Annotated in this window: 13 protein-coding genes; 5 read left to right on the top strand and 8 right to left on the bottom strand. The window is 52.8% G+C overall.

Features of this window, described 5'->3' with window-relative positions; all coding sequences use genetic code 11:
- Nucleotides 1-73 precede the first annotated feature (73 nt).
- The 4 genes from KIH39_RS11010 to KIH39_RS10995 form a co-directional block, all read right to left on the bottom strand.
- Nucleotides 74-1324: a glycosyltransferase family 9 protein gene (locus tag KIH39_RS11010; RefSeq protein WP_213499376.1), complete on the bottom strand. Its 1251-nt coding sequence runs from the start codon at nucleotides 1322-1324 to the stop codon at nucleotides 74-76.
- Nucleotides 1325-1361: 37 nt separating this feature from the next.
- Nucleotides 1362-2819 carry a hypothetical protein gene (locus KIH39_RS11005; RefSeq protein ID WP_213499375.1) on the bottom strand — a complete coding sequence of 486 codons (1458 nt, stop codon included), beginning with the start codon at nucleotides 2817-2819 and terminating at the stop codon, nucleotides 1362-1364.
- Nucleotides 2820-3012: 193 nt separating this feature from the next.
- Nucleotides 3013-3696, bottom strand: coding sequence for a hypothetical protein (locus KIH39_RS11000; protein ID WP_213499374.1), 684 nt, complete (start codon nucleotides 3694-3696; stop codon nucleotides 3013-3015).
- Between the two features lie 210 nt (nucleotides 3697-3906).
- On the bottom strand, nucleotides 3907-6015 hold the full coding sequence (locus KIH39_RS10995) for a S9 family peptidase (RefSeq protein WP_213499373.1): 2109 nt from the start codon (nucleotides 6013-6015) through the stop codon (nucleotides 3907-3909).
- A 343-nt stretch (nucleotides 6016-6358) separates the two neighbouring features.
- On the opposite strand from KIH39_RS10995, the gene KIH39_RS10990 reads away from it, so the two are divergent.
- Nucleotides 6359-8344, top strand: a complete 1986-nt coding sequence (locus KIH39_RS10990; RefSeq protein WP_213499372.1) for a serine/threonine protein kinase — start codon at nucleotides 6359-6361, stop codon at nucleotides 8342-8344.
- A 253-nt stretch (nucleotides 8345-8597) separates the two neighbouring features.
- On the top strand, nucleotides 8598-9809 hold the full coding sequence (locus KIH39_RS10985; protein ID WP_213499371.1) for a serine/threonine protein kinase: 1212 nt from the start codon (nucleotides 8598-8600) through the stop codon (nucleotides 9807-9809).
- A gap of 33 nt (nucleotides 9810-9842) precedes the next feature.
- Here KIH39_RS10985 and kdsB read toward each other — a convergent pair whose 3' ends face one another.
- Nucleotides 9843-10613, bottom strand: a complete 771-nt coding sequence (gene kdsB / locus KIH39_RS10980; RefSeq protein WP_246539650.1) for a 3-deoxy-manno-octulosonate cytidylyltransferase — start codon at nucleotides 10611-10613, stop codon at nucleotides 9843-9845.
- A gap of 220 nt (nucleotides 10614-10833) precedes the next feature.
- Between kdsB and KIH39_RS10975 the strand changes: the two genes are divergently transcribed.
- From KIH39_RS10975 to KIH39_RS10965, 3 genes are all read left to right on the top strand, one after another.
- The gene (locus KIH39_RS10975) at nucleotides 10834-11055 is read left to right on the top strand and encodes a hypothetical protein (protein ID WP_213499369.1); all 222 of its coding nucleotides are present in this window, start codon (nucleotides 10834-10836) and stop codon (nucleotides 11053-11055) included.
- A 111-nt stretch (nucleotides 11056-11166) separates the two neighbouring features.
- On the top strand, nucleotides 11167-12066 hold the full coding sequence (gene xerC, locus KIH39_RS10970; protein ID WP_213499368.1) for a tyrosine recombinase XerC: 900 nt from the start codon (nucleotides 11167-11169) through the stop codon (nucleotides 12064-12066).
- A 26-nt stretch (nucleotides 12067-12092) separates the two neighbouring features.
- The gene (locus tag KIH39_RS10965; RefSeq protein ID WP_213499367.1) at nucleotides 12093-13250 is read left to right on the top strand and encodes a thioredoxin family protein; all 1158 of its coding nucleotides are present in this window, start codon (nucleotides 12093-12095) and stop codon (nucleotides 13248-13250) included.
- A gap of 15 nt (nucleotides 13251-13265) precedes the next feature.
- On the opposite strand, the gene KIH39_RS10960 is transcribed toward KIH39_RS10965, so the two are convergent.
- The 3 genes from KIH39_RS10960 to KIH39_RS10950 all read right to left on the bottom strand — a co-directional run bounded on the left by KIH39_RS10960 (nucleotide 13266) and on the right by KIH39_RS10950 (nucleotide 17804).
- Nucleotides 13266-15554, bottom strand: coding sequence for an ABC transporter ATP-binding protein (locus KIH39_RS10960; RefSeq protein ID WP_213499366.1), 2289 nt, complete (start codon nucleotides 15552-15554; stop codon nucleotides 13266-13268).
- A 44-nt stretch (nucleotides 15555-15598) separates the two neighbouring features.
- Nucleotides 15599-16897 carry an ABC transporter permease gene (locus KIH39_RS10955; RefSeq protein WP_213499365.1) on the bottom strand — a complete coding sequence of 433 codons (1299 nt, stop codon included), beginning with the start codon at nucleotides 16895-16897 and terminating at the stop codon, nucleotides 15599-15601.
- Between the two features lie 61 nt (nucleotides 16898-16958).
- Nucleotides 16959-17804, bottom strand: a complete 846-nt coding sequence (locus KIH39_RS10950; protein WP_213499364.1) for an NAD(+)/NADH kinase — start codon at nucleotides 17802-17804, stop codon at nucleotides 16959-16961.
- Nucleotides 17805-17817: the final 13 nt, after the last annotated feature.

Here is a 17817-nt window from a genome sequence, read left to right as displayed (position 1 = left end):
AGCTCATCCGGATCGGGTGAGCTTTTTTTTTTGGAAGTGTTCACCAGCGAGAAACTGCTGGCCGTTGATCGCGTCACGCCGCGAGCCGATTTCCTCGACCGAATTGCTGTTGTCGCTTCTCGTACAGCTCGGCCACCTGTTCAAACACCTGATCCACACTGATTTTCTTCATGCAAACGTTATCGCGGCAGGAAGAGTTCCGGTCATTGAAGGCATTGATGCAGGGACTGCAGGCCAGCCCGGCCCAGAGGGGATGAGTGCGCGGCGACAGAGCGGCAAATAACTTCGGAGTTTCCGGGCCAAACAATACAACGACCTCGACATTCGTTAATGTCGCGAAGTGGGCCGGGCCACTATCGTTGGTCACCAGAATTTCCGACAGACTGTAGAGAATCAATAACTGGCGAAGGTTGGTTTTCCCGGCGGTGTTGAAACACCGTGGGCTGTTCACTTTTCGAACGAGTTCGTCCACAGCGCTGGCTTCGCTCGGAGCTCCGGTAAATCCGATTGCACAATCGGGATACTGGCTTAGCAAGAGATTGGCCAGTTCGATGTAACGGTCACTCGGCCACCGTCGTAACGGCATCAGATCGCTGGCGTTGGCATTCAGGAGAATGATTTTTCGGGCAGATCTGCCTAGTTCTTTTTCGAGGAGGGCCTGAACCACCGCCGTTTCGGAACTATCGAATTTCAACTGAAAACCAGTCGATTCGCTTGTGGAAGGGACCAGATCGAACATGGGAAATTGTTCAGCGGGATGGTCGAGTGCATCGACCATGATCTGAAATGTCTGGCTGGTATGCAAGTACGGGTTGAAGGATAAGCGATGGGTCATCAGGTTGCCGCGATAAGACCCCTCGCCCCCAAAGGCGTGGTAACCGACCCGCCAGCGCGCGCCGCTGAGGTAACTCAAACTGGCCGAGGAGCGAGCAAAAAACTCCAGGTCGATCACCGCTTCAATTCCGAGACGATGCATTCGGTAGAGGGCGCTGCAGGCGCCGATAATTGTTCGAAGTAATCCCTTGGCTCGAATTTCAATCACGTTCTGTCGAGGAATCAGATCGAGCAGATCGAGAATCGGCCGATTCTCGGCAAAGAGCAGAAAATAGACCTTCTCCCGCCCCACCCGTTCTACCGCCGAGCGCAAAGCTCTCTGCGCTAAAACAGTCGATCCTTGCTCGGCGAGTTTGATGAACAAAATGCTTCGAGGTTTCTGATCCTGCGCTGGGAATTTTCGACCCCAGATCGTTCTCCAAATCGTGAGTAAAAGACAAACCGGGGTACCCAACCAACGGTCGATCAATCTCATTCGTGCGACGTTCATTCGAAATCCTCGACCTCAATGGCTAGTCGGTGGTGTCTTAAGCGGCGCGGGAAACGGGCAAGGAATCCCGGGGGACGAGTTCTTCACGTTTCTCCGTACGGCTGAGGCGATACCTGCAAATTCCCCAACTTACCAGGGCACAGCCGACGGTCGGCCAAAGCAGGGGGATCATCTTTAAGGACCAGGGGCCGACCGTCCACATGATTGCTCCGAACAGAGTGCCCCAGAAACTCAGGGTCAGAAAATCGGCGAAGTAACGCGGGTAGTCCTTCAGATAAATTCCCAGCAGCAGATATCCTGGTGCGAGGAATGGGGCAAACCAGCGAATCGAACAGGAACCGCCTCCGTAGTTGTTCGAGAGGGCGGAGTAGAGTAGCCACGTGGCCGCGCACCAACCCAGGCTGGTGAGCAATACCGGACGAAGTGGACTCGATTTTCGCAGAACGAAGAAGGCCGCGGGCAGACTCAAAAGTAACGGAATGTTGTGAACCAGAAAGCCATGCTTGCCGAAGAGTAACGCCAGAGCGTACACAGTCAGTTTGATGGGTGAATGTCTCGAAAAACCGGTCATATTTTCCGGTGTGAACGGGCAGCCGGGCCAGGAGGAATATTCCGGCACCATGTTGATTGGCTTGATAACTCCGCCGATAGAGTAATTGATTCCCAGTCCCGCAATCACCCACGGTAAGGCGGCCAGGGTATACACGGCAACAGGCTTCCAGGTGCGGAAGGTATAAGCTGAATAGAAGAATAGCGCGGCAACCAGCAGCGGACCGGCACCAAGATCGAGATTGAAACTAAGCCCGGCAAGACTTCCCAAAAGTACTAACCGGCCCCGGGAAATTTGCGAACTCGCCGCATTTCGGCTGATGTGAAGCATTTGAAGGCAAATCAGAGCCAGGGAACCGAGTTGCAGAATGTGGTTGTTGGTATGGCGTGTGTAGGCCAGAGCAAAAGTCGCCAGGGCGAAACTCCCCACCCAGGCGGCCAGTAACTTACCCGGAAGCCGCAAAAACAGGCCAATTTGATAGATCGACAGCACGGCCACCAGATAAGCCAGACCCGCCGAGCCCCAGGTGATCTCATAGCAGAAAAGATCGGGTCTTTCGGCGGCGCTGGGTAATCCCAAAAACAGGGCCGTCTGGTAAATCCCAGCCATCAAGAGGGAGATGACCGCCGGTTTGTCGGAGTAATAGTGCCCGTTGATGAACAGTTTATCGCTGGTTCCATTTTTCAGCAAATCGGGATTATTGCTGGGATACGGGGCACGATCCGCGGCAATGGATTCCGCCGAGGGATGGCAAAACACCGATTCGTCGATTGTCAGAGTCTGACGATCCACCAGCGATTCGACGGCAGCCAGTCTACTCCCATCGTTCCAGCCCCCGGCGTAAGGACGGGCACTCAGAGCCGTGAGGAGTAAACAAAACAGACCCAGGGCCCAGGGGATCCATCCCGAGCGTTTGGGCTCCATCGGTAGCGAAACTCTGTCCATCGACCGCAATCCTTTGCGAACGCAATTCCAATTATCGCCAAGTGTAACCGAGGGGGCGAAAAAGGGGCAAGATCAATTGGCGCTACAAAAATTGATTTATGAGAATCGCATATCCTAAGTGATTCAATTATCTGCTTTTAGGGAGAATTAGGAGATTCAGATTCTGGCGAAATCGGGCTAAGGCTTAGCTGACTTAATCCCAGGCATACCAGCGGCGGAATTCGCAAAGATCAGACAAGTCATAGGATCGAGAAAGTGCCTTTTCGTAATCGGAAACGGCGTCAGATTCTCTTCGTATCATTCGGAACGTTAGGCGATACCCTTGGGGGAGTTGTTTCCAATACGTCACGTTGAATGGGGAAAGCAATTCCTCTCGGAGTGTGGAACGGTCAACACACCAGAATTGACCATTTTCAAAGTATTGATCGAGCAACAACAAGTAAGAATCGATCTTTCGGCGATCAGTAGCAAGAATTTCAATCTCTTCGGTCTCGTCATCAGAATTCACCGAACCGTGGTGCTGTAAGTAGGTGCCCCAATTTGGCTTAGCAAAGGATTCCCAAATCGCACCGCCGAGTTCCGTGATGCAAGCGAAAGATCGAACCTGATTTTCCTTGGGTTCAATGGCAGCAACAATATCTTCCAGCGAGAAGTGAAGTGGCTGCTCATCAAATGTTTCAAAGCGAATCCAATCTTTCGAGTAATGGTAGTGTAGGGTAGCGGCCAGTTGGGAATTATCTAATCCATGTGATTGCGTGTTTAACGCACCACCGGCATGTCGATCATCAAACCAGAAGGGCTCAAAGCAAAGATGGGCAAGCTGATTTAAAATCCAATATTCACAACGAGAAAGACGAACATTTTTGTCTACAGTCATTCAGTGGCGTGCTCATTTTGAAGGCACGCAGGAGCAAAGAAAGAAGAGTTTCACTTTGGAATTCCTTGAGCTTAGCTATTTAAGTCGAGTAACTCAAGCACAATTCTAGGATTCTGTCGCTAACTCACGAACTTAATGCGATCGGAAGCTGCTGCGTTCTCTTACCCTGGAATCAGTTCTTTGCAGCAACTTCCAGACTCGCTCTGACAATTAGTCGTTAATTCCCAATTGCTTCAGAACAAACGCGTCAATGAAAGCCTTTTCCTTCAAAGCTTCGTAACGTCCGGAAGCTCCGCCGTGCCCGGCATTCATGTTGCATTTGAAAATGAGAGGGTTGCTGTCTGTTTTCAAAGTGCGCAGTTTCGCCACATACTTGGTCGGCTCATGGAAGAGCACCTGGCTATCGTTTAAGGAGGTCGTCACGATGATCGAGGGATAAGACTTTTTGCCCAGATTGGTGTAGGGGCAGTAACTCTTCATGTACTCGTATTCTTCGGATTTCTTGGGATTGCCCCATTCCAGAAACTCCTGAATCGTCAGCGGCAGCGACTCGTCGAGCATGGTGTTAATCACATCCACGAAAGGAACCTGCAGCACGGCCACCTTGCAGAGGTCTGGCCGGATGTTGATGGTTGCTCCCACGAGAAGCCCACCCGCCGAACCTCCTTGAATCGCCAACCGATCTCGAGAACAGTACTTTTCCTTAACGAGATGATCGGCACAAGCGATGAAGTCGAGGAAGGTATTCTTTTTGTTGAGCATTTTGCCGTCGAGGTACCACTGTCTGCCCAGATCGCTGCCGCCGCGAATATGAGCCTCGGCATAGATGACGCCACGATCCAGCATCGCCAATCGGGCAGGGCTGAAGCCGACGGGAATAGTCGCGCCATAGGAGCCATAGCCGTAGAGCAGGCAGGGAGCCGAGCCATCCCGCTTCACACCCTTCTTGTAGACCAGGGAAATCGGCACTTTGGTGCCGTCGTGCGAAGTCGCTTCGATTCGCTCGCTCACATACTCCGAACTCTTGTAACCCGGTACCTCCATTTGTTTCAGGAGGGTTCGCTTCTGGGTCGTCAAATCGAAGGAGTAGATTGATGCAGGTGTAACCAGACTCGTGTAGTTCAACTGAATGGCATCCGTATCGAATTCCGCATTCATTCCGAGCGAGGCCGAATAAACCGGCTCGGGAAAGGAAATCCGATAGGCTTGCTCGGCATGGAAGGAATAGACTCGAAGATGAGGGATGCCTTTCTCCCTCTCGGAAATTACCAGAAAGTTCTTCAGCAGCAAGATTCGGGTGATGTTCACCGCCGGATTGTAAGTCAGGAAATTCTTCCAGGCGGACAGGGGGTATTCGGCATCTTTCTGTCCGACCGGAACCGTCGAGATCTTGAAGTTGGTCGCCCCGCCGGAGTTGGTGACGATATAGAACAGGCCATTGCGATGGTCTGCCGTGTATTCATGTCCTTCACTTCGCGGCAGAATGATCTTCCAGGGCTGGCTCAGATCGTCGGAGGGCAGGTAGGCTTGTTCCGTCGTCGTGGAACTTCTGGACAGTCGATAGAGATATTTGCGATCGTGTGATCGGCCGATCCCGACACGGAAAAGCTCATCCTTCTCTTCGTAGATCAGTTGATCGGCTGATTTGGGCTGACCTACCGTATGCCGCCAGAGTTTCGAAGGTCGCTTGGCGGCATCTTCCGTCACGTAGAAAAGGGTTCTGTTGTCGGCCGCCCATTCCAAACCAGACACCTGAATGGTGTGATCTTCCAAAAGTTTGCCCGATTCCAGATCCTTGATCGATAGAAAATACTCGCGGAAACCGGTTGTATCGGTGAGAAAAGCCAGGTAGTTTCCGCTGTCGCAGACCTGCATGCCGCCGACGTTCATGAACTTTTTGCCCTGAGCCAGCTCATTGATGTCGAGAATTACCTGTTCCGGGGCTTCCTGAGTTCCCTTCTTGCGGCAGTTGATCGGATACTGCTTACCTTCCTGAGTCCGACTGTAGTACCAGTAACCATGATCCTCGTAGGGTACGCCGAGATCGGTCTGTTTGATGTGGGACAGCATGTCCTTATACAGCTGGTTTTCGAGTTTCTCGTTATCTTTCGTCAGTTGTTTGGTGTAGGCGTTCTCAGCCTCCAGATATTTGATGACCTCCGGATCCTTCTTTTCCTTGAGCCAGAAATAATCGTCGGAGATCTTATCCCCGTGCAGTTCGAAAACGTGAGGTTTTTTCGTCGCAACTGGGGCTAGCGGTTGCTGAGCTTGTCCCCAGGAGGCGAATCCTATTAGTACGACAATCAAGCGGAGTAACATATCGGCCTCTCGAAAAAACAGGATAATTTGCGGTGGTAATGTCCTTATCCTAGGGCAGATTCGCTCAGTAGGAAGTGGAAGGAGGCTTTGCGAATCTCCCGGGAACCCCCTCCCAGGGAGATAAAAAAGTTATTCGCTGCAAGGATGAGATTTATAGCCCTGCGCAAATAAATTTTCCGATCTTGCGAAAATAGAGGGCGAATTGATCGACATCCGGCACATTAGTGAAATAAATTTCAACTGCAATTATTTTAAATTCAATCTGTTTTTTGAGACAGCATCTTAAAAATTGTTCTAAATAATTGCATAAATAAACACCTTCTTAATTTTGGTGCACAGAAACATGGTCTCTCCCGAAACTGCTGCTTCCAATCCGTTCTTGTTCATCGTCCGCAAAAGCGGCGTCTTGAACGAAAACAAGTTTCGCGAAATGTACGAGGACGAATCGGACCTTCCGACTGACAAGTTGGAGTGTGCCGCCAAGTTGGTGAAGGATGGATTGATCACCCAGTACCAGGCGAATCAGTTGCTGGGAGGCAAAACTCGCGGTTTCACCCTGAAATCCTACGTGATTCAGCGCCCTCTCGGCAAAGGGGGCATGGGAATTGTTTATCTGGCCGAGCATCGGGATCTGGGACGAAAAGTCGCAATTAAAGTTTTGCTCAACGAGAAGGCCAACGAACAAATCAACATCGAACGGTTCCTCCGCGAAGCCCGGGCGACGGCTGCCCTGGATCATCCCAATATCGTTCGCCTCCACGATGTGGGTCTGCAGGGACAGACCCACTTCATCGTGATGGAATACGTCGACGGTAGTACACTCGAGGCCCTGTTGGAGCACGGCGGGGCCATGGGACTCTCCCGCAGCGTCGATTACATTTCGCAGGCCGCCGCCGGTTTGCAGCATGCCTACGAAAAAGGCTTCATTCATCGCGATATCAAGCCTTCCAATCTGATGGTGACCCGGGAAGGGATTATCAAGATCCTGGATATGGGCTTAGCCCGCTGTACCAGCGAACCGGGCGATAAGCTCACTTCGCTCATGGATCAGGGCGCACTGATGGGGACGGTCGATTTCATGTCCCCCGAGCAATTGATGAGTAGTCCGAATATCGACATTCGTGCGGACATCTACAGCCTGGGTGTGACGCTCTATACTCTGGTCACCGGCAAGCCGTTGTTTAAGGGAAACACGACTCAGAAGATGTTCCAACATCAGATTAAGCAGCCTTCGTCTTTGAGCGATATCGATAAAACCATTCCACCCGCGCTCTCGGCGATCGTCGACAAAATGATCGCCAAGAAGCCGGAAGATCGCTTTCAAACACCCGCGGAAGTTATCGAGGCTCTGGCCGAATGGTTGCCGGATGCCGGGGCGGCCCGAGTGGTCGCAGGCCTTTCGAAGGGTGATATCGACTCGGATTCCATCAAATCAACCACCGCCAAGCTACTGAATAGAAATACGGGATCAAAGAAGCTTCCTGTCAAGGGATTCTCCAAGAATAAGCCAGATGAAGTCAAGCCGTTCTACCGTAACAAAAATGTGCTCAGTGTCGCGGGGGGGATCGCGGCCACAGTCGTGCTGACGCTCCTGATCACGCAGTTCTTTGGTTCCGGATCGTCCAGTACCGTGGCGAATGCGACGGAACCGAACAACAACCGGGGCGCTCAGTCATTTCCAAAATCGCAGCCGCCCGAGGGAGTACGACAAAATCAACCGCGGCCTCAATCGAATCCGGAAAATCCGCCGGCACTAAAATCCAGCGGTATTTCTATGTACACTCTCGATCTGTCCAAGCAGAAGGCTTTCGAGCTGATTGGAAATTGCGAGCCCGTGGAAGATCCCCTGGAAGATCGACACTTCGTTCAACGTACCCGCTCCGGAGAAGGCGAGTGGCCAACCGGATGGCGAGGTCACACCTATGACCCGACTTCGGACGCGACTTACAGCGCGGAGGTGATCGCCGGGAAGATGGCGATTGGAACCAAAAACGTGAAGGTGGGCGAAATGCCCTATGGCACGTCGATGCTGCTGAGCCCTTACCTCAAAGTGCCTGCCGATGGATTGTTGCGAGTCAAGATTACGTATTTGACCAATTCGACTTTGCAGAAAGCCGTGCAGTTTAAGTTCAAGCCAACGGCTCCGGAAATAAAGCACGCCTATGGAATCTACGGTGCGGAGCACATGCAGGGAACCGGTGGCCAGTGGCAGACTATCGAACGAACGATCCGGCTGGATCCGAATTCGGAAGGATATTTCGAATTCCATTCACTCGATACCGATGTTACCGGCAGTGTCTACTTGGCCGAATTTGAAATCTCGAAATAAGCCCTGGAGGGATGCGATTGCGAATCGGCTTCCTTCCGCTTTGAAAAAAAATCCCCGTTGTCGCCGCGGCGACAAGGGATGTTCCTAAATACGATGCCAGATGCGGCTCCGAAAGGTAGCCGCATTTTAACCGTTTTGACTCGGGTGACAGCCCGAACGAGAGTCCCATCCGGGATTCCTGCGCCTTGAATTTCTGCGACTACATATGCATTCGTCGATCCCCGACGGGGGATTATCGAACGGGAGAAATGCCTTGGAACCGCACCAGCCCACCATTCGACTGCCGGAAACCGCTTTTCTGAATGCGCTGCAACGCAGCGGCTTGATCCCTCTGCCAATACTTGGCAGGGCATTCGCCAATTTTTCGTTCAAGCAACTTCTGACACTTGAACCACTTCATCTGGCCACGCATCTGGTTCGGTTGAAATTGCTCACCAAATATCAGGCCATGCAACTTCTGAACGGACGAAGCGGCGGCTTCCTGCTGGGGCGGTACAAAATTCTGGAAGGAATCCGACAGGATCGGGTCGGCATTGTCTTTCTCGCCGAAGAAATCGATTCCCATCAGAAAGTCAGCGTTAAAGTCATTCCCAGTAATCGCGTCAGTGAATCGGAAGCATTTACAACTTTCCTAAACGAAGTTAAAACAGCGGCGGGTATACACCATTCCTCGATCGCACAGATTCTCGATCTGGGAATGCTTTCCGGGACCTACTATGTGGTTTCCGAACTGGTGGAAGCTCCCACGCTGGATGATCTCCTGATTCGGGAAGGAACTCTCTCCGTCAATCAATCCGTGGAAATTGCCGGGCAGGTGGCTTTAGGTCTGGCTCAGGCTCATGCGGTCGGGTTATTGCATCGCGACATTAAGCCTCAGAATATCGCCATCTATCCCAACCACCGAACCAAATTGCTCGATCTGGGCCTGACGAACCTGCTGGATGACCCCTGGCAGCAGAATACCAAACGCATCAATCTGGAAGAGTACGCTCTGGAAATTGCTCATATCCCGCCAGAGCAGACGGCCATGGTCGACATGGATGCCCGAAGCGACCTTTATAGCCTGGGCTCGACACTCTACTCCGCTTTGACCGGACAAGCGGCCTTCCCCGGTCTCGCGCTTCAATCCATGGCAGCTCGCCAGACGAGTGACATCCCTGCACCCTCGAAGGTCCGACCAGAATTGCCGCCGTTCATCGATAAGTTGATTGGTAAGCTGGGGGCCGTCGATCCGAATGCCCGGTTCAATTCGGCGATGGATGTGGTTTCGTTCGTCTACCCGCACCTGCCGGCGGCTCACTGGCGATCGCTCGGCGTTAGTCTCCCGCGAGCGGAAACGAGGCCGTTGTCTCCGAAGTTGGCGAACTCTAAACCGCCTCAGGAAAAGCCTTGCAACGAACTTCCTGCCAACCGGACCTTGTTCTCTTCGATTCGGAAGCTGTTTGCCCGCTCCCATGCGGAATAAATTTATAACTTCTACGCAAAGTTCCGCATTCGCTCAGGCAGCGCGTCGCGACTGCAGAATCTGCTGCCGATAGCTGTTTACGAACAGGGCATAATCCTCCGGGGTGTCGATACCTCGGCCGGCATGCGCCACGACACCTACTTGAATCGCCCAGCCTTGAGCTATTGCCCGAAGTTGTTCCAGCTTTTCGATATCTTCGAGAGGATGGGGCGGAAGGCTGGCCAGTTTTAACAGCGACTCGCGGCGGTAGGCATAAATTCCCAAATGCTGTAAGTATTTTCCCGAGGAAAAATCGGGCGTTCCATCCCGGCAGTAGGGGATCGGACTGCGGCTGAAGTAGATAGCCCGCCCCCAGGCATCGGTAACCACCTTCACCATGTTCGGGCTTTGCCAGTTTTCCTGTCGATCAAAGGGGACGGCCAGCGTGGCCATTTCCGCTTCCGGGTGTGTACGCATCAGAGAATCCAGCAAGTCGATAGCTTTGGGATCGATAGTCGGTTCATCCCCCTGGACGTTAATGAGGATGTCGGAGTCGAGCGACTGAGCCACCTCGGCGATGCGATCTGTTCCAGATTGATGATTCGTTGCCGTCAGTACAACCCGACCTCCGAAGGAAGCAACCGCCCGGAGGATCCGCTCGTCATCGGTAGCGACAATCACATCGCTGGCGCAGGTGGTCTGGCTAGCCTGTTCATAAACGTGTTCGATGAGGTATTTGCCCGTTTCCCGGAGTAAGGCTTTCGCGGGGAGTCGGGTGGAGGCGAAACGCGCGGGGATTAAGATCGCGGTTTTCACGGTTGGCATCCTGCCGGTTACGGAATGATAATTTGCAATTTTTACCACGCCAATCCGCGTAGCGGAAGAGCAATTTCTGTAAAGCTGCATCGATCTTGCCGGTTGGGATTGAACTTCACATTCCCGATCCGCGATTTTGCTCAAAGAAATCGCAGCGAATTCCCAGATAGAGCCGATGTTTGGGATGTGTGAAGGATCATCTCCATTGACTCCGCTGATGAGGCTTTCCGTGCGACAGGAAATCAGTGTACTGGCTCTCATCAAAGGCAAGGAACGCTTCGTTTTCGTTTACGACGAAGACAGTCGAGAGAAGTTGATAGACAGCATTCGCAATCAGGCGGCCGACCCGGATGTCAGCTTAACCTGGTTCGATGCGGCCGTTCTAACCGAGCGGGCTCGTTTGCAGGCTCAAACGCCTTCAACGATCCGCGAAGTTGGTGTGCGGGATTAAGAATCTCTCCGGTTGAAGTCTGAACGGTGACGTATCGCGTCGCTCTTGAGATCTTCAACCGAGGGAAGTGCCGAGTATCGGCCCTTATGCGTTCTTCTTGAGATCGACACCATGGATAAATTGCTGGCGGATTTTCTGCGACACTTGTCGCTGGAAAGAAATTCCTCTACCCACACGGTCAAATCTTATCGGGAAGATCTGACCCAGGCCCACGAGTGCTGGCAGGAAATTCTGGGTTCGACGGACTACGCGATCGAAGCGGTCTCTCCCCGGTTACTGCGTCGTTACGTCGCCTGGCTCCACGAAAAAGGATACTCGAAATCCACGGCGGCTCGACGAATTGCGGCCGTGCGATCTTTTTTCAGGTATCTGTGCCGAAACGGCGTGATTCAGACAAATCCGACGCTCGGGCTGCGAAGCCCCAAAGTAGATAAAAAATTACCCGGCTTTCTGAGCGATCAGGAGGTGGATTCTCTACTGGTTCAGCCCGAGGAGAACGACCGGTTTCCCAACCGGGATCGCGCGATTCTCGAGGTATTCTACTCGGCGGGAGTACGCGTCAGCGAACTGGTGGGCCTCAGTCTCAATGACCTGAAGCTGGAAGAAGGGATCGTCACGGTTCGGGGGAAAGGCAAGCGCGAACGCTACGCGCTTTTGGGAGCGCCCTCCGTGGAAGCCCTGAGAGCCTGGCTCGTCGAGCGCGACCAACTGTTAGCCCAGACGAAAAAGAAAAGCGATGCGGTATTCCTGAACAAATTAGGAACCCGATTGACGGTCCGTAGCGTCGGGCGGATTGTCGGAAAATATGTGAACCGCGCCGGGCTGGATGCGAATCTCAGCCCGCACTCGCTCCGGCATACTTTCGCCACACATTTGCTGAATGCCGGAGCGGAAATTCGCAGCGTGCAGGAACTTCTGGGACACAAGCGCCTGATGACGACCCAGATTTATACGCACCTGTCGAAGCAAAAAGTGCAGGAAAGTTATCAAAAGGCCCATCCGCGAGCTTGAGCGTTACTCCTGGAGAGAGTTTTTCCATGCAGACGATTCCGTGCTTTCGAATGCGGAACACGCTGATTGGCGTGGTTTTCGTAATGGTTGTCTCGGCAAGGCCCGCGCTTGCCGGAGAGACCGTCCAATGGCGTAAGGATTATAACGCAGCCCGCAAGGAAGCGGCCGAAAAGGGCAAACCGCTCTTTCTCGACTTCGGTACCGAGGAATGCTTTCACTGTCGTCGACTCGACCAGACGACCTTTAAAGACTCTGGCATCGTCGATTTGCTGAACGATCGATTCATTCCCGTGAAAGTCGATGCCAATCGGGAACCGGCTTTAACTCAGGCTTTGAAGATTCAGGCCTATCCCACCCTGATTATGGCCGGGAGCGATGGTAAGATCCTGGGCGTTATCGAAGGGTACATGGAAGCCTCCCGGCTGAACGAGCATCTGCAGCGGGCCATGGCCGTGGCCACTCCCGACTGGATGGCGCGCGATTTCAACGAAGCTTCCAAAGCGATTTCTGCCAACGACTATGCTAAAGCGATTACGCTTTTGAAGTCGATCTGCGAGGACGGCAAGGATCGGCCGGTTCAAGGTAAATCCAAACAACTGCTAAACGAACTCGAACAGCAGGCCAATCAGAAGCGGATTCAGGTCAAGGATCTGATCGATCGGGGTCAGGCGACCCAGGCCATGGAACAGCTCACCGAAGTGGTTCGAAAGTTCCCGGGCACGAAAGCCGCGGAAGATTCCTCGAAGCAGATTGCCAGTTTAACTGCCAAATCGACGATTCGCGAAGCGGCTCGCGACCAGCGGGCCAACGAACTTCTCGCCATGGCCAAAGAGGAATATCGCAAGGAGAAATTCCACCGCTGCGTGGAATCCTGCGAAACGATTCTGGGAACCTTCAGCGACTCGCCGGAAGCGCGGGAAGCCACTTTGATCCTTCGGGATATTCAGGCGAATCCCGATCGACTGGCGAAGGCCGCCGAGGAATTGGCGGATCAGACCGCCCAGATGTATACGCGACTGGCGGAGGCCTGGATCCAAAAGGGGAAAATCGACGAGGCAGCCTTGTGTTACGAGAAGATCATGAAGCTCGCTCCCAACACGCTGCAGGCTCAAAACGCGTCGATGAAGTTGGCTCAGATGAAGCGAAAGACGCCCACGGTTCCCGTTCAATTCCAGAAACCGTAAATTGCGTTCGGCGAATCAATTCGATTCGCCGAACTGATTGAATTCCATGTAGTACAGATGTTTGTAAAGAGGACTTTCGTGAAGCAGATCCCGATGCTTTGCGGAAGCTTCTATCCGCCCCTCGTTCACTAAGTGCAGCATATCGCAGGATTTCAACGTCGAGATGCGATGCGGAAGGTAGATCACTGTTCGCTTCTGAAGGAAGCGATCTTCCGAATCATCCAGCAGTTCTTTCGTCTCATCATCCAGGGGGATCACCGGTTCCTCAATCAAAAGCACCGAAGGATCACGCAGGATGCAGCGTGCGAGGGCGATCCTATACAACTGACCGATGGAGAGCGAGTGTCCAAATTCGCCGATCACGGTTTCGTAGCCGTGCGGGAGCTTTTGAATGAACTGATGGGCGTGAGCCAGTTTCCCCGCTTCGATGATCTGCGGTAGGGTGACGTTCGGATCGCCGCAGCCAATGTTATTCGCGACGGTATCATTGAAGACCAGATGGTCCTGCAGGATCACGCCCACCTGCATTCGGAGTGAATCTTTCGAAACCCATTTCAAGTCCTTGCCATCCATGCGAACGCTGCCGGCCTTCGGATCGTTCAAGCGCATGATGAGGTAAAGCAGGGATTTCTTCTGGATCTCATCCGGCCCTACGATACCCACACGCGAACCGGCAGGAATCGTCAGTTCCAAATGGCGGAGAATCTTACGCTCCTCCTGATCGGATAAAGAAACATCCTCGAAGCGGATGTTTTTCCGCACCACATCCAGAAATTCGCCATCCACGATATCTTTCACTTTGGACTGGCGATCGAAGTACTTCTGCAAAACCTGCTCGGCCAAATCGGCCTTGCGGCGATACTTCCGTTGGCCGACGAAGCTGCGGAGCGGATAGTAGAGACAGAGCAGCGATGAGACCACTACAGTGAGCGCGAAGGCTCCGATCGGTTGATTGAGTGAAATGACCCCGGCGAGGAACAGAACAAGGAAAGTCAAACTGCACAAAAAGAGAAACACGGTCGGCCGTATGGAACCTTCCTGACGGTAGCGTTGCAGTTGCTCGCGTTCGTAGTCGGCTAGCTGACGCTCCAGTCGGGACTGGTTGAAGGTCTGCATGCTGTAAGACCGCACCAGGCGCATGATTTTCAAACTTTCCGTCAAGCGGCTCAACCACGCTTTCGCACGTCGGCTGCTTTCTTTGGTTTTTTTCGCCAGACTCCGCAGACGCAGATTCAGGAACATCCAGGCCACCAGCCCGATCAACAGGGCAGCCAGGGTTAGCCAAAATTGGGCCGCCAGCGCCAGAATGGGCAAGGCAATCAGATAGAGAGTGTAACGATATTGATTGGCGTAACGGACGAAAAATTCATCCTGTACCGCCTCCACTTCCCGAATAAATAGGGTACTCGCCCCGCTGGTCCCATCGCCCACCAGCGAAAGATTTCCCAACCGATGACAATGGTGATATATCCCTCGCCGCAGGTTCGTTACCGCATGCAATGTCAGTCGGGCGGCGTGGCGATTGATCAGAATCGAAACGCCGAATCTCAGCGCGGTTAAAAGAAGTCCGCAGGCAAACAGCGTAAGGAGATAACGGGTGTTCAGACTCAGTTCGCTGCCGCTAGTTAACCAGGGGGAAAAACGAGTTTTCAGAGCAAGTAGTGGAAACGACCAATGCTGTGTATTGCGAGCTAAAAGAGAGATTACACCGGCGGAAGGCAACGGTCCGACGGGATTTTGAATCGTCGGATTGTCGCTCGTTTTCTGGACTACATGGATAGACTCAGCAGCTGAGTTGGACACTTTTTCCTGAAGGCGAGTCCGCAAGAGTATTTGCCAGCGAAGTTCGTTTTCCAGCAGGGCGGACCAGTAAGGGTCGTTGATCGGTCCATTCTGTCGGGCCCATTTCTGCAAATCGTCCGCAGAGGCTTCCAACACGAGCGGGGCAACTTCTTTGCCTATCAGGCGATAAAGAAGTGCATTTTTCCGGGAAGCCTCCGGATCCGAGACCGAATCGGGCGAAGGAAAGTCGAAGCCGGCCTCCTGGACGATCTTCCGTCGATAGTCGGCGTCGTAGTTTTTCCATTCCGTCAGGATGCTTTTTTGATCCGCCAGCGGCAGATCGGACAGATGGGGTATCTTCCCCTGATTCGTCAGAAAATCGACGAAAAGGCCAAGGAGTATTATCAGACCGCAGAAGAGGAAGACGTCGAAACAGGCGTATATAACGCCCAGGAATTTACGAAACGGGGTCGATTCCAGGTAAGCGAAGGATCGACCCTCTTCCTGAGGAACCGTTGCCACGGGGGCCTCGCATTAAGATGCTCAGTTAGGGCGATCAATGCATCCTACGCCAGATCGCGATCCTCAAACAAGAGCAAACCGATAAGTATTGCAATTGTCGAGTAAAGTATCGCGTAGGCCACGATAGTCAGCACGTACTGGGTGAACGACCAGATCGGGATCGGGTTCTCGCGAATAATCGCCGGTCCAAACTGGAAGTAATCCAGCGCAGGGAAGACCACGTTGAACAGTTTGGCGATGAAACCGACGAGCATGAGCGAAAAGTCGTCGCCCAATCGTTCGGTCGCCGAGGCCAGAACCGGCGACAGATGACCCAAAAGGAAGACCATAAGGCAGATCACGATGTTGATCGCGAACGGCATACGAGTCGCCAACGCGGCCGAGATAGCCAGCAGTACCATCACCTGACCGAAGGTCAAAAGCAGGCCGAGGTGATGTGCGAGCGTTTCGCCGAACCAGATCCCGACGCCGTGCGTCACCGCTTGGCCTTCTGGTGTGAACATCAATTTATCGCAGAGCGGGCCCACTTTTTGAGTCATTTCGATGGGCAGATAATCGATCACATCATCCAGCTTGTTAAATCGCGGTTGGATGTACAGCGTCCAGGTCAACAACCAGCCAAGAATCATCATCATGGCCCCGCTGGCCAGGAGGATACCGAGATACTTCCCGATCATGAACTGACGGCGACTGATCGGCTTACTCATCACGGTGATGGCCGTTCGACCTTCGATTTCTTCATAAACCGAGATACTGATCGCCAGCATACCGAAGAGAAGTGCTGCGAACATTACGATGTCGAAGCTCATTTGCTTGAAGACTTTATAATCTTCACCGAAGGTGAAGTAGGGTACCAGCATCGAAAGAACCAGAAGGAACATCGAAAGCAGGCAGATCACCCAGTACATCGGCGAACGAACGCTTTCCCGGAAAGCGGCCAGTGCAACTGCTCCCCCTTTAGGCCAGAATTTCAGCATTCCATAGAAGACGAAGACGAAGAAATCGGCCGCCAGATTCAGATGCAGGAAACAGCCGTAATACCGGCCGTATTCTGCCAGTTTCTGTCCATCGCGGAAATTGTTGATCAGATAGGTGAGCATCGCCACGCCGAAGAAATTCACGGCGAGAATGATCGTCCAGAATTCTTTACTCCAAATTCCGGAGTAGGAACCGATTTTGCGGTTCGAAAAATCTTTGTCCCGTGCTGCCAGGTCGGCAAGCTCGGTCTGCCGATGGCTGACACCGCCGGGCAATAGCGAAAAAACCCAAGGCAATGCCGAAAAAATAAGCACCAGCATCAATAGCTGACTGACACCGAGAATTTCTAGAAGCGTAGTACTCATGTTTATGCAGTATCCCGAGTTTTCGTTTATTACGGAGCGAGGAGCGGGGGAGTTCGCGAGATCATGAAAGCTTATTCCCGCGGTAATTGGGAGTCGTCCCCCAGTTCAACTTGTCTCGCAGGGTACGATAATAAGTCTTAGACCCGACCTTAATCGTCTGGAACTCCACGGCCGACTTGCGAACCGTGACGGTCTGGAGAGAAGCCAGTTCTATCAATTCCTGCCCGTCGATCACAACGCAGGCTCCATCCGTTGCTTCCAATCGTATCGAATATGTTTTTTGTGCGGAGTCTACCAGAGGACGATATGTTAATGTGTGTCCGCACATTTGAGTGATTACGAATACGGGTAGTTCCTGGCTTAGGATCGGACCGCCCGCCGCGAGGGAGTAGGCGGTCGAACCGATGGGTGTGCTGACAATGATACCGTCACCGAGGAAACGGGAGACCTCTTCGCCATCGATGGACAAAGATAAATCGACCATATGAAATGGCGGCGAACTTCGGATGACGACTTCGTTCAATCCTAAATATTTGTGAAATTTACCGTTACCTTCGATTTCGCATTCGAACATCAGATGTTTGCAAAGTCGGAATCTGCCTTCGACGACTGACTTCAATTGCGGCAGAACTTCATCGGTGGACAAGTCGGCCAGAAACCCCAGCCGACCATAATTGATTCCCAGAACAGGGATCTGGTGGGTGTTCATCTGCCGGGAAGCTCGAAGAATTGCCCCGTCGCCGCCAAGAACTAAGGCCACATCCGCTTCGACATGTTCGAGATTACTTTCGGAATTGAGATCGATCAGCACCACCTGCCCCCCGGCCGCCGGGATTTCTCGAGCCAGTAATTCCGCCTGCTCGCGAACCTGAAGTTTCTTTTCGTTACCCAGAATCAGAAAACGCATGGGATTCCTCAGC

The organism is Telmatocola sphagniphila (assembly GCF_018398935.1).
Classification (GTDB): Bacteria; Planctomycetota; Planctomycetia; order Gemmatales; family Gemmataceae; genus Telmatocola; species Telmatocola sphagniphila.
The sequence above is the reverse complement of the archived record's forward strand: the minus strand, read 5'-3'. Positions and strand labels throughout refer to the sequence as shown.

Bases quoted from the DNA above. Each gene is read 5' to 3' on its own strand.
- kdsB (WP_246539650.1), bottom strand. From the start codon at position 10,613: ATGCCAACCGTGAAAACCGCGATCTTAATCCCCGCGCGTTTCGCCTCC.
- KIH39_RS10950 (WP_213499364.1), bottom strand. From the start codon at position 17,804: ATGCGTTTTCTGATTCTGGGTAACGAAAAGAAACTTCAGGTTCGCGAG.
- KIH39_RS11000 (WP_213499374.1), bottom strand. From the start codon at position 3,696: ATGACTGTAGACAAAAATGTTCGTCTTTCTCGTTGTGAATATTGGATT.
- KIH39_RS10965 (WP_213499367.1), top strand. From the start codon at position 12,093: ATGCAGACGATTCCGTGCTTTCGAATGCGGAACACGCTGATTGGCGTG.
- KIH39_RS11010 (WP_213499376.1), bottom strand. From the start codon at position 1,324: ATGAACGTCGCACGAATGAGATTGATCGACCGTTGGTTGGGTACCCCG.
- KIH39_RS11005 (WP_213499375.1), bottom strand. From the start codon at position 2,819: ATGGACAGAGTTTCGCTACCGATGGAGCCCAAACGCTCGGGATGGATC.
- KIH39_RS10995 (WP_213499373.1), bottom strand. From the start codon at position 6,015: ATGTTACTCCGCTTGATTGTCGTACTAATAGGATTCGCCTCCTGGGGA.
- xerC (WP_213499368.1), top strand. From the start codon at position 11,167: ATGGATAAATTGCTGGCGGATTTTCTGCGACACTTGTCGCTGGAAAGA.
- KIH39_RS10990 (WP_213499372.1), top strand. From the start codon at position 6,359: ATGGTCTCTCCCGAAACTGCTGCTTCCAATCCGTTCTTGTTCATCGTC.
- KIH39_RS10955 (WP_213499365.1), bottom strand. From the start codon at position 16,897: ATGAGTACTACGCTTCTAGAAATTCTCGGTGTCAGTCAGCTATTGATG.